Here is a 12,595-nt window from a genome sequence, read left to right on the forward strand (position 1 = left end):
CGGCGCCATGAACGGCACCATCGTCATGATGATGGTGGTCGAAATCGTGGCTGTGTCCGGAGTGGACGTCGGTGTTTTGCGTGGTCGTCGAAGCGATGTGCGCGTGAGTGGTATCGAACGGCAACAGCAGAACGCTGAGGTTCAATAACAAACACAAAATGACCAGGGCTTTGCGCACGCCAGCAGTCTACCCATTCTGTGCTCGGGCTTTCAACAGCCTACGGTAGTGCGTTCAGCTCACCACCCCGCTTTGTTACCACGAGATTGCGACCAGCTCGACGCGGCGATTCTGCGCCCGCCCCTCCAGCGTCGAGTTACTGGCGACAGGTTGGCTTTCGCCGAAACCCTGCGAGGTCAGCCGCGATTCCAGTGATGGGTCGAGTTTGATCAACGCAGCTCGCACGGCTTGTGCACGAGCCTGCGAGAGCGACTGATTCTTCCCCTCGTCACCGATGTTGTCGGTGTGGCCTGCCAAGCGGAAGGCGCCTGGGGTGGATCGAAGCGCGTCGACGATCGCCGGCAATGCGGCGTTGGATTCTTGGCGAAGCACCGCCGAACCGAAGTCGAAGTGCAACCCCGGAATGACCACGCGCTTGTTCTCAGCCAGCTCGCGTGCGAGATCGGGTTTCTTTACCGGATAGTCGATGCGCACGACACGCAGCGAAGCCTGACCGATGCGCCACTGCAAGGCGATGGGCACAGTGCCGTCGAGAAAAGCGAACTCCGCATCCAGCGCACTGACTTTGCGAGTGCTGAATTGGCCAGCGGCCCTTACGACTGGCAGCTTGGCCACTCGGCCATTCACAAGGACGGTCATGCTTTCCACGGGCAGAGCACGCAGCTCGCCTTGGTATTTCAAATTCCGATTCGCCATCAGCGCTTGCGCCATCTGCAGCTCTGGCAGATCGCCGGAGCGAGCGCGCGTCATCCAACGCTCCTCACCCACCAAAGAGAACGAAGCCTTGCCTCCTCGCTTCAGCTCATCCAGCACCAGCATGGATGCGCCGAGCGCCGTCGTGCCGGGGTAGTCTTCTTCGACGCCGTTCTCGAATTGATTACGATAGGTTCGCGCCGACAACAGATCGGCATCGTGAAGAATGCGCTCACCAGCTACGACTCGAGACGATCCCGCTGAGGGAAGCGACGCCGAGTAACTCAACAGCCAAGATTCCTCTTGCCGGGCCACGATACGTTTGATCGACTCATAGTCGCCGTCGCTCTCGGCAATGGCGGTGGTGATCGTCAGCCCTTCGACCAGAGCTATTTTCGGGGCTTCGTCGGCCAATGCACCGGTGACGACGAACCACAACAAGACGGCGAAAACACGGCCGCACATACCCGCTCTCAAATCCGTTCCAACGCACGCCGCGCCGCCACTTCCACTCGTTGACTCAACCCATCGAGCTTGCCGGTCTTGGTCATGCCGGTGATATTGATCTGTAGCACCACCCTGCCCTGACGAACCACCAGTTGCTCCGTGCCGATGAGATCTGCATTGCTCGCCGAGCGCCAGGCTGCATCGCCAAGATCATCGATCTCTTGCCCGGACTTGCGCATGCGCTCGCCGAGTTGACCATTGATCATGGCATTGAGATCGCCCGGCAAACCGGTCATGGCATCGAACATCGTCTCCGCTTCCTCGACACTGTGCTCGCGACCGATCTGGACCATCAACATAGTGATGTGGCCCGGATTGCCGGCGCTGGCCCAGACACAGTTCTCCACTTCGTCGCCCATCAGCCCCGTCGGCTGGTCGAGCACGACGCTCGCTTCTTCGCCGGTAACTAACTCGCAGGCGCGCGGCAAAGGTTTACTCTCCGCGACTTTCTCCGCCGGTGGCGCTTCGAAAGAAGGCCACGCAGCTTCCTTACTCGACGGCGCCGACTCGCCACCGCACGCACACAGCGACATAAGCGAAAGCGACACCAACAACTTGTGTTTGACGACTCTCATAGCGCGGGTGCCTGCACGCCGGTGTAGCGATAACGAATCTTCGAGTCCTCCGAACTCTGCGCATACACCAAACCATCCTTACCGATGTACGCCTTCGCCGAGGCCGCGGGCAGCCCTTGCATCTTCATCGTGTAACTGACGACAGACATCGGTGCGCCCTCGATGCTTTCACTACCGAGCACCTTGCAGTCGCTGATCGGAATCTTGCCGGCCCGCACGTCGTTCACCAGCTTCAGCTCGATCGCAGTGAAGTCGACCTTCATCAGCCGCCACTTGCCGCCCGCCTGAACGTAGAACTTGCCGTCGAGCACGACGGCTTCACTACGCATGCCACCGCCATCGGTGACTGCGTGGCGCGCCGGCTGCTTGGCCGACTTCTCGGCGGCGGCCAAATAGAGCTCACAAGTCGCATCCAACGCATGCGCGGCGGGGGCCAGTAACAGTGCGATCGACAGAATCATTGGTTTCATGAGCGTTCCCTGGGGAGTAATCGTTAGCGCGTGCCGACGCCCGGCATGCCGATGCCGAGACAGAAAACGTTCTGTCGTTTCGCGCGATAGACACAGGCATCGCCACCGCCGACCGCGGTGTTGTGTCCAGCACGGAACACGCCGTCGCCTGCTGGGTCTCTTGCAGTGACGTTGCCGCCTTCGGAGTTTTCGCTCTTGCCGATGGTGACGACGGCATTGCCGGCTTTGTTATAGGCAGCGACCAGGCGCTCGGCACCGCTCAGTCCAGAGCCGACAGTGCCGTCAGCTGCGAAGGCGTGCACCGCGCCCGAGCCATCGGCGTTGGCAGCCAACGCCGCGCCGTTCTGACTACCGTTGCCGACATAGATGATGCCGGTGCCACCGGTCTTGGGGTTTTCGCCAGCGGCGGCGATGGTGCGACCCGACTTGTCGTAAAGCCTGAGCGCGACCGCTTTGCCGGCGCTGGCGCCGAGGCCCGCTGCGAGCTGGCCGTCTTTGATTACTGCCAGGCCGAGTTCAGCACTCGAGGCAGCGAGTCGTGTCTCAGTGGTTTTGTTGTCGATCAACTCCAGCACGCCGCCACCGGCGCCGGCCTGCAGCTGTGCCGCGGCGCTGCCCCCTTGAACGACGACTCGCGTCGGTTCGCCAGGGCGTGCGAGAAAGGTGATTTGATTGGTGCCGCTAGCGGACGCCAAGTGCATGACGCCATCGGGCTGGACTTGCAGGATGGCTTTGCCGGCCGCGTTCTTCACCACGAACGGCGCCTGATACACGCCCCGCTCTTTTTCCAACTGAGCGACACGCGCTTCGAGCGCAGGGATGCGTGGATCGTTAGCAGCGGGCGCTGGTGTTCCGCCCGGCTTCTGCGACTGCAAGGCCGCGACCGCCTTCTCCAGCGCATCGACCTTTTGTTTCAACGTCTCGACGTCGCCTTTCAGGCTGCGCGTCTTGATGTCGGAGATCCGGATCCAATCGTCGAACTGCGAATCCCAGCGCTCGATCCGGTCTTGCAGCGACATCCCGCCCGAAGCACTGGGGAGGCTAGGCGCATCTGCATCCCTGGGCGGATACGGCACCGGCTCGTAGATTTCCAGCTTGGCATAGGCAGCGCCGGCAACGATCAGGCCGGCCAGCAGAAACATTCGGGGAAAGGACATCGGTCCGCGACTCCATGGGGTGCCTCATCCACCCCAACGGCAGCCGTGCGCCGATCCGGACATTTAGCGCCGAAAATTTTTTCTGCGACGGGTTTCGCTGCCCGATGCGTCATAACGCGCACTGGCCTCAGCCGCCAAATCTTCCAGTTGCTGGGCACTGGCCAGCTGTTGCTGACTGGCCAGCACCTCCGCCCGCACTCGTTGCAAGTATGGCCCCATGCGCACGTCGCGAAAGCCCGTGACCTGCATCCAAACGGCCAGCGCGCGGTCGCTCTCCGTCAATGCCACTGGAGCATTGTTTTGTATCAGCGCTGCTCGCGCGAGCCCGGCATGCGCCAGCGCCACATGAGCCAGCGTTCGGTCGCCAGCCGCTGCGACGACAGTTTCGAAGTGCGGCTTGGCCTCCTCTACCCGACCGGCATCCAGCAACCACCGCCCCCAGCGCTCGCGAATCGCCATCACCGCTTGATTCGCATCGACATCGTTAGCCAGGTAATCCGCGAGGGCCGCTTCGAATTGTTTGCGAGCGTCTTCCTGTCGGCCGGCACGAGCATAGGCATCGCCAAGATAACGGCGCGCCAGGCGCACTTGGAACGAGAACGCCGACTGCTGCTCGTAAGCCGCCAGCGCCTGTTCGAGAAAAGGAATCGCGTCCGCTGTGCGACCTTCGCTCGCCAGCCGTTCTCCGTAGTTCAATCGAATCAGCGTGGCCTCGAGACTACGTTGCCCCACCGGCGGCAACAAAGGCAACAGCTTGTCGAACTCGCGATGTGCCTGGTCGCGCTCGCCCGCAAGATGCAGCGTTCGAGCCGCATTCGCTCGTGGCACCCAAGCGGTGGGAAACGTCGCCCCCGTGGTTCGATCCGCAATATCCGCGGACTTGCGGAAAGCATCGGCGGCTTCGGTGAAGCGTCCTAGCTGTTGGTAGACCAGGCCGACGTTGCCATACAGCGTCTGCAACTCTGCATCGTTACGGTCCGGCAACGACTCCGACAACTGCGCGGCTTCCTTGAAGAGCGCGATGGCCGCTTCGTGATCCTGCTTTTTCGCACTCAGAAAGTTCGCAAGCTCGTGCATCGCCGTCACCGCGCCACGCGAGCGCGGCTCATGTAGTCGATACAGCGCGATCGCACGCTCGAAGGCACGCTGTGCTTCAGCGTCGCTGTGATCTTCGCCCAGTAACCTCAAACCGTCGATGACGTGCCACCAGCCGCGCAAGGCGCTGTCGTTCATGTCTGCGTCGTTGAGCAGCCCATCGGCCTCGGCCAGCTTGGCAGCGCAGCCAGGCTTGTCTTGCCGAAGACAAATCTTCTCAGCCGCCTCGACTTCACCCGACAGCACCAGCGGATGCCGGTCGCCGTAGAACGCTCGCGCCTTGCTGAGCTGCAAGGCCTGCAGCGATTCGTAACGTTGCTCCTCGCCGAGCTGCGCATAGATGTCGGCGACGGTGCGTAACAGCTCTATCTGCACCGCCGGATCGTCGTCGAAGCTGGTTTTGATCCGAGGCACGCTGGCATCGAGCAAGGCACGCGCGGTGATGGTTCCTCTGGGCTGTTCGGCGGCGATTCTCGGGTCGCTGGCTTTGAACACATCGATGAGGAAGTCCTTGATCGCACCCGCACGGCGCGCCTCTTCTTCGACACGATGCGTCTGCCACAGAACACCGCCGATTCCGGCAATCGTCAGCAACGCGAGCGCGGCGGCAAACCCCGCGCTTCGACGATTCCGTCGCAGGAACTTCTGGGTTCGCTGCCAAACGCCAATTTGTCGAGCTGCGATGGGCTCGTGACGCAGGTGCCGGCCAAGGTCCGCAGCGAACGCTTCCATCGACGGGTAACGGTCGGCGGGACTATGTTGTAAACAACACGCGAGGATCGCATCCACATCGCCACGCAGCTCGAGCTTTCTGTGACCATTGACGCGACTCGACGCCAACGGCGCTTCCTCGTGCGAATCGACCATGCGTCCGAGTCGAGAACGACCGGCGTTCGGTCGCTCGCCCGTCAGCAACTCATACAGCAGCACACCCAACGAGTAGATATCGGTTGCGACGGTAATCACACCGCCTTCCAACTGCTCGGGCGCCGCGTAGTCCGGTGTCGCGATCCGGCTGTCGACGCGAGTCAAATCGCCGGAGCGCTGCGACGATGGATCCAGCAACTTGGCGATACCAAAGTCGAGCAGCCGCGCTTCGCCTTGCGCAGTCACCAGAACGTTGGAAGGTTTCAAATCCCGATGCACGATCAGCCGTGCATGAGCGGCGCTGACCGCCTCCGCGACCTGGCGCACCAACTCGATTCTTTGGGAAACACTGAGCCGATGCGTTTCGCAGTACTCGGCGATGGGCACGCCTTCGATGTATTCCAAGGTCAGCCACGGCTGGCCGTTTTCAGCCAGGCCGGCGTCATAGAAGCGAGCGATCTTGGGATGCGACAGCCCCGCGAGAATGTCCCGCTCCAACGAGAAGCGCTCGCGTAACGCACCGGAGAGTAGATGAGCATGCGGCAACTTCAACGCGACTTCGCGTTCGTACGCACCGTCGATACGTCGGGCCAGCCACACTGAGCCCATGCCACCGTGACCGAGACGACGAAGCAATCGCCACGGGCCGACGGTTTCATCGACAGCGAACTGCGGCGCCACGTCGATTCGTGGCCGAGTCAACCAACCGATCGCCGGCACCGTGCCTTCGGGCCGCAGCACCTTGGCGAGCCAGGGTTTGACTTCGTCATGTTCCGGCGGCAAGGCATCCAGCCACTGCTGACGCGCGTGCTCGTCCAGCTCCAACGCCGCATCCAGCAGTCGAGAGAATTCGGGCCAGAGCGGTTCGGGACAAGGCAAACGTTTCATGGCTCACTTCGCGGTCGGCTTCATTCCCTACAAACGCGGAATGGGCGCGGATGCGGACAGTTCATGTCAGCATCGCCGCCAGCAGCAGTTGCGCCTTGTCCCAATCCCGGCGCACCGTGCGTTCGTTGATCGCCAGCGCGTCGGCGATTTCTGTTTCGCTGAGGCCACCGAAATAGCGCATCTCCACGCCCTTGGCCAGGCGCGGCTCCACTTTCGCCAGGCTCTCCAAAGCCTCGTGCACGCTCAGCACTTGCTCGTCAGCCGCCACCGAATCGCCGATGGAAGTATCGAGAGTATCAGCCTTCACGCCGCCACCCCGTCGAGCGGCGCGACGGGCACGAATCTGATCGACGATGACGGAACGCATGACCTCGCTGGCATAAGCGAAGAACTGCCGCCGAGACTCGACGTTGAGCCGCTCCTGCCCGGACAGACGCAGCCAGCTCTCATTCACCAGCACGGTGGTGTCCAGCAGCGTCAACGGCCCAGCCTGCGCCAGCCGCGAACGGGCCAGCGCCTTCAGTTCTTCATAAGCCGCTTGGAATAGACGCGCACTCTCGACGCCGGCGTCGGAGCTGCGCTCTTCGATCAGGCGCGTGATTTCGCTCAGCCGATCTCTTCCTGCTCGATCACCACCATCAGGCCGGGGCCCACATCCAGCACCACATAAAACGGCTGAGCGGGACGCTTGAAGGTGAAACTGGAACTGCGATCCAGCTTACCGGTGAGCAACAGCTGATCGTCTTGGGACAGCACGTTCAACGTGGCATCCGGAATGCCGTCACCATCGGTGGTGGCGCCTTTGCAGCGGATTTGGCTGGCATCGACCTTGACGCACTTGGCCACCGGTTCGTGGGCCAGCGCACTGCCGCCAGTCAGCGCCAACGCCCCCGCGAGCAGCGCATGAGACCATCGAAACTTTCGTTGAATCGAACTCATCTCATTTCCCCTTGCGCTTGTCGAACCAGGCCACCGTGGCCGGCGACACCTCTGCCATGGGCCAGGAGGTTTGATGGACCACGCCATCCTTACCTTCAACAGTCAGCCACAACTCACTGTCGCCGGTCAAAGTCGACGGTAATTGAATCTCGATCGAACGTTCGCGACGCGCGCCCGTGAAGCCGCTGCCGAACGTACGCGCCGAGCGAGGCTTGTTGACCTTCAGATACACGGAGCGAATCTCACGGTCGCAGGCATCGCAAAAACGAATCTGAAACCCTTTCACCGGAATATCCATGGTCACCAGTTCCGGCCCTTCGCGCTCGGCCTCGGCGAACTTGAATGACCACGGCCCGACTTCGCCGCTCAACACATCATCGCGTAACAACGGCCGTGTGTCTTCGGCGTGCAGTCCCCAGGCGAACAACACCGGCGTTGCCAACAAACCCACGCCGGCAACCCACTGACCGACGCGACGCGAACCGGCAGTCACGAAGGACGCAGGAATGGCACGCGGCGCTTTCTCCGGACGCTCCGATTCGCGCGAGAACTTCGGCAGGCTGAATACGAATGCGAGACCGGCCACGCTGAGCCAGCCCAGCCAAGCAACGATACCGACGCTCTCGCCCCAACCGACGACGCCCACCGCCAACGCAGCTGCGAGCAGCACCCAACCAACGGTTCGCAAAACTCTGCGACGTCCCGTGGTCAGCTCGCCTTCGCGCACTTGCCGCCAATGTTTGTCCATGCCGAGCGCCAACGCGGCGCAAGCGGTCAACAGCAGAAATGCCAGCGTGAAACTCAAGCCACTCATGCCGAGACTCCCATCAAGAGCCAGCAGGCGAGCGTCACGACGGCTGTTGCGCCCACTACTCCCGCCCACGCGCGAGTCGCGGTCGGCGTGCAGAACACCCAAATGATGACCACGGCGTACAGCGTGAAACTCAACATGGTGGCCGAAGCGACTGCGTCCGCTTTGGAGATCGGCCAAATCAAGGACAACAATACAGTCACGGCCGAAGTGAGCGCGTAGCCACCCACTGCCGCCGCAGCCACGCGCGATGCCACCATCCAACGATAGCTCTTCGTCAAACTCATGCGCGGCTCCCGCCTGCGCCGTCGAGTGCGATCTCAGAGTGCGCCGGTTTGGCGGCCGACTGCGCAATCGCCATCTTGCGATTGACCTTGTAAGCGATGAAACCAAACAGCAATGCCAGACCCCAGAACGTCAGATCTACGCCGGCCATCACCCAGTCGCCCTGAGCCAACGACACGCCGAGATGACGATCGGTGGTGAAGAAGTTCAACACCGGCAACAACGCAAAGGCGCCGCAGCTGGTCCACAACAACTCCAGCCAGGCACGCTTCAACGGACGCAACAGCGCCACGAAGAACGTGCACAACCAGGTGGCGAACAACGCGTCCAGCTCCCAATCGGGCCGATTCGACAGTTCGATGGGCAACAAGCGATTGGCCCAGAAATACGCCGCAATCCCCAACGGCAAACCCGCCAATGTGGCGACGTTCAATGTTTCTACCAAACGCAAGCCGAAGCCTTCCCACACCGGAGTGTTAGGAGCGGCCAGATGTTGTTTGCGACGCTTGACCGTCCACAGCACCAAGCCGGTGCCGATCATGGTGCAGCCGAGCAAGCCGGCGACGAAGTACAACCAACGCGTCCAGGTATCGGCGAAACGGCCCTCATGCAGCGCCAACATCACGTCGTGGGTTTGACGAGATGCCGAATCGGCATGTTCGGGCGGCAACGGCTCACCCGTCTGCGCATTGAATCGCAGCTGGGCGGTGTCACCGAACTTCACCGAGCCACCGAATACTTTGCTGATGGCCACCACGGGCTCCTCGCCCTGCATATGTTCGATGGTGACGGTACGCACCGTGCCAGGGCCCCACTGCGCTTCGGCCTGCTTCAGCAACGGCGCCAACGCAATCGGCGGACGACCGATGGCCACGTGATGATGTTCGTCATCGAAATATTCATCGAAGAATTTTTCATGACTCTGGTCGTCACTGCCGTAAAGCGTATTGACACCGGCCGGCATGTAATCGACTTGGAAGAACACCAGGCCGCTATAAGTGATCAACAGGAAGAACGGCAACACCAGCACGCTCACCACGTTGTGCGCGTCCAGCCAGCTGCGCTGACCCTTCGCCGGGCGGAACGTGAAAAAGTCTTTGAAAATCTTTTTGTGAGTAATGACGCCGGTGATGATGGCCAGCAGCATCAACATGGTGCACACGCCGACGATTCGATATGCGAGTTCGGCCGGCATGTAATGCAAGGAATAATGCATGCGGTACAGCTGCACACCGCCGGCGGTGGCACGCGGCTCGGGCTGCGTGTACAGCGCACCGGTTTCCGGATCGAGTTGTTCGGTGCCGCTGGCGCCGTTCTCGTGGCCGTCCTTGGGCATTTCTTCCCAACGAATCGACAGGCCCTGCCACTCACGCGCCGCCAATGAATAGTGCGGCAAGGTGATGCTCCAGCTCGCTGCCACCGGCGCCACTTCCTGCAAGCGGTCCAGCGCTACATCCAGCACCGGCGCCTGGTCCACGAACCGCTCGAAGTTCTGGATCGGTAACTCGGGCCGCATCCAACGACTGATTTCGGCCTGGAAGTAACCGGCGCTGCCCGTGACGAACACGAAGAACAGCACCCAACCGACGATCAGTCCGCTCCAGGTATGCAGCCACGCCATGCATTGGCGAAAACCGTCTTTCATTGCGAATCACCTTTGTCGAATCGAGCGGGACCGAGGGTAACGACTTCGTGGCGACGGCTAGGAAGCGCTGGCATTTTTGCAGGCCATGACGGCCTAGTGAAGCCGGGTTTTAACAATCAAGCCTGAAATCTGTGCGATCCCGCAGCGGGATTGACGGTAGAGGCTTGTTTTCGACAGGATTTCGCCAGATTCGGCGACAGCCGGTGGCGCCGGGCGCTTGCATGGAAACAAGCCACGCGAGAGCGCGAACCAGAGGTAAGCGACGTTGCTAAGAGTTGAGATAGCCATGCGCTCTCCAGCCCAGGCCTCTGGCGAGGCGATTGGGCTGGCGAGATCGCGTGGGATCGAAGCTGGCGGGCCGGAATTGTAGCCCGCCTGGGCTTAGAACTTCATTCGCGCGCCGACGTAGAAGCGCCGGCCGATCACATCGTAGTGCGTGCCGTTGGTGGCCGCGTTGGAGATAAAGTTGAGCGGAATCACCGGCGGATCCTTGTCCATCACATTGTCGATGCCGGCGAACAATTGCACTTCGCCGAAGCCCAGATCCTTCCGGTCGTAACGGGTGGACAGGTCCAGATAGGTGATCGAGCTGATGTTGTTCTCCGCAGGCGCCAGGTCATCCGGTCCATAAGTGGCGTCGTAAACGCCCGAACCGATGTAGCGCAGCTGAGCGAAGCCGCCCCAGTTGCCGACGTCGTAGCCGACGGTGAACGTGGCTTTGAAATCCGGCATGCCGAAGCCCGAAGCCGCGCCCACTTCGCCCGCGGCATCCAGCGGCTCGCCGCCGGACGGCGCGATTTCCTTGTGGATGAGGTAGCTGCCGATCAAGCCGACGCTCAGATCGCCGTTGCCCACCGGCTGGGTGTAACGCAGCTCGGCGTCCACGCCCTTCAGGTCGAAGGTGCCCAGGTTCAGATTCTTGCCGGCGATCGACGCAATGCTAGTGGGATCGGTGGGATCGAAGGTGATCAAATCGCACAGCGAAGCATTGCCGGCGAAGCAGCGATTCACCACGTCCTGCGGCGACAGCACGCCGATGGTGTCGGTCAAATCGATGTGATACCAGTCGACCGAGCCGCGGAACCCGCCGGAGGTGAAGACCACGCCGAACGTAGTCGTCTTGGCGGTTTCTTCTTTCAAGTCTTGATTGCCGAGCACTGGCGTCTGCACGAACTCCGATTCGCCGTTGAACGGATTGGCCACAGTGCCGAACAGCAGTACCGTCTTCACGAACGTTTCGCCGATGCTCGGAGCGCGAATGTCACGAGACAGCGAACCGCGGAACCGCAGCTGTTCGATCGGCGAGTACACCAGACCTGCCTTCCAGGTCTGCACGCTGCCGACAGTGCTGTAATCCGTGTAGCGTGCGGCCGCGTTCAAATCCAAGCTCTGGCTGTCGGTCTTGAACACCGGCAACGCGAACTCGGCGAAGCCCTCTTTGACGCTGAAATCGCCGGCGAGCGGCTTGGCGTTGACGATCAGGAACTCATCGTTCTCATTCTGTTCGCTGACCACGCGGTCGAGCTTTTCCTTGCGATATTCGACACCGAACGTGCCGAGCACCGGGCCGGCCCAAGCATCGAACAACTCACCGCCGATGTCGGCAGCGAACACGGTTTGTTTGATCTCGGTATCCGACGTGCCGGTGCCGAAGATGTAATCGAGCGCAGCGGCGCTGGGCGAACCTCTACCGAACAGATTGATCGGTTGGCAACCGGGCGCGCCGTTGGCGCCGTTGAGATTGGCGCGGCAAACGATTTGACCGTTGCCATCACGCACGGCATCGGCGGCGAGGACCAGATTGCCGACCAACAAGTTGTAGGGTTGATCGTTGGAGAACTTGGTCTGTCCGTACTGGCCCGACACTTTCCAGCGGAACGTCTCACCGAAATTGCCGTTGAGGCCCGCGACAAAACGCATGTTGTCGTTCTTGGACACCGACGTGATCGGCGGCACTTCCTCGAAGGTGCGGAACAGCGGGAACGGTTGGGTAAACGCCGGCATGTTGGTCGGCAAGTAAGGATTGTCGGGCGTGATGAACACATCCGCGAAGGTGAAGGCATCGACCAATCGACCGGTGGACTTGGACTGCGCGAAGCTGGCTTCGACGAACGCCCCGAACCGATCGGTGATGTCGTGCTTGGCCGCGACCAGCACGTTGAAACGCTCGGTGGGAATGAAGATCGCGCTTCGATCGCCGAGCCGCGAGCCGCTGCCGCCGACCATGAAGTTGCCGCCTATGTCGCCGAGCTGACGAGTCTGAGCGGTGCCATTGGAGAAGAATTCCAGGTTGCTCACGGCGGAACTGCCTGGCAACGTCACGCCGTTCGGCGAGGCCAGGAACAACACCGAGTTATCGCGAATCACGAACGACGGGCCGGCGCCCGAGTTAGTGAGCAACGCCGGGCTGCGACGCTGCCAATCCCGAGCGAGCCCTTCCGGCACGCCTTCATTCTTGTTGTAGTCGGCGGCCACCAGAAAATGT

11 protein-coding genes are annotated in these 12,595 nt (G+C 61.4%); all 11 read right to left on the minus strand.

Translation table 11 applies throughout. The features are described 5' to 3' along the window. Window positions 1-253 precede the first annotated feature (253 nt). Window positions 254-1,336: an OmpA family protein gene (locus JNL55_RS24785; protein ID WP_293860596.1), complete on the minus strand. Its 1,083-nt coding sequence runs from the start codon at window positions 1,334-1,336 to the stop codon at window positions 254-256. An 8-nt stretch (window positions 1,337-1,344) separates the two neighbouring features. Next, window positions 1,345-1,953 (minus strand): hypothetical protein, encoded by a 609-nt coding sequence (locus JNL55_RS24790; protein WP_293860598.1) that lies wholly within the window; start codon window positions 1,951-1,953, stop codon window positions 1,345-1,347. Continuing rightward, entirely contained in the window at window positions 1,950-2,423 is a 474-nt protein-coding gene (locus JNL55_RS24795) for a hypothetical protein (protein ID WP_293860600.1), read from the minus strand. Before JNL55_RS24795 ends, JNL55_RS24790 begins: the two co-directional genes overlap by 4 nt. A 23-nt stretch (window positions 2,424-2,446) precedes the next feature. Beyond that, window positions 2,447-3,580 carry a hypothetical protein gene (locus tag JNL55_RS24800; protein ID WP_293860602.1) on the minus strand — a complete coding sequence of 378 codons (1,134 nt, stop codon included), beginning with the start codon at window positions 3,578-3,580 and terminating at the stop codon, window positions 2,447-2,449. A 63-nt stretch (window positions 3,581-3,643) separates the two neighbouring features. After that, window positions 3,644-6,430, minus strand: a complete 2,787-nt coding sequence (locus JNL55_RS24805; RefSeq protein WP_293860604.1) for a protein kinase domain-containing protein — start codon at window positions 6,428-6,430, stop codon at window positions 3,644-3,646. Window positions 6,431-6,491: 61 nt separating this feature from the next. Beyond that, window positions 6,492-7,040, minus strand: coding sequence for an ECF-type sigma factor (locus JNL55_RS24810; RefSeq protein WP_322111052.1), 549 nt, complete (start codon window positions 7,038-7,040; stop codon window positions 6,492-6,494). Beyond that, complete coding sequence (locus JNL55_RS24815; RefSeq protein WP_293860606.1) at window positions 7,037-7,369, minus strand: hypothetical protein; 333 nt, start codon at window positions 7,367-7,369, stop codon at window positions 7,037-7,039. The genes JNL55_RS24810 and JNL55_RS24815 overlap by 4 nt, the downstream gene beginning before the upstream one ends. A gap of 1 nt (window position 7,370) precedes the next feature. After that, complete coding sequence (locus JNL55_RS24820; RefSeq protein ID WP_293860608.1) at window positions 7,371-8,183, minus strand: DUF3325 domain-containing protein; 813 nt, start codon at window positions 8,181-8,183, stop codon at window positions 7,371-7,373. Next, entirely contained in the window at window positions 8,180-8,467 is a 288-nt protein-coding gene (locus tag JNL55_RS24825; protein WP_293860610.1) for a DUF3649 domain-containing protein, read from the minus strand. Before JNL55_RS24825 ends, JNL55_RS24820 begins: the two co-directional genes overlap by 4 nt. Continuing rightward, window positions 8,464-10,110 carry a PepSY-associated TM helix domain-containing protein gene (locus JNL55_RS24830; protein WP_293860612.1) on the minus strand — a complete coding sequence of 549 codons (1,647 nt, stop codon included), beginning with the start codon at window positions 10,108-10,110 and terminating at the stop codon, window positions 8,464-8,466. The genes JNL55_RS24825 and JNL55_RS24830 overlap by 4 nt, the downstream gene beginning before the upstream one ends. 381 nt (window positions 10,111-10,491) lie before the next feature. Next, the coding region (locus JNL55_RS24835; protein WP_293860614.1) for a TonB-dependent receptor at window positions 10,492-12,595 on the minus strand (2,104 nt) is incomplete at its 5' end.

The organism is Steroidobacter sp. (assembly GCF_016790065.1).
Taxonomy (GTDB): domain Bacteria; phylum Pseudomonadota; class Gammaproteobacteria; order Steroidobacterales; family Steroidobacteraceae; genus Steroidobacter.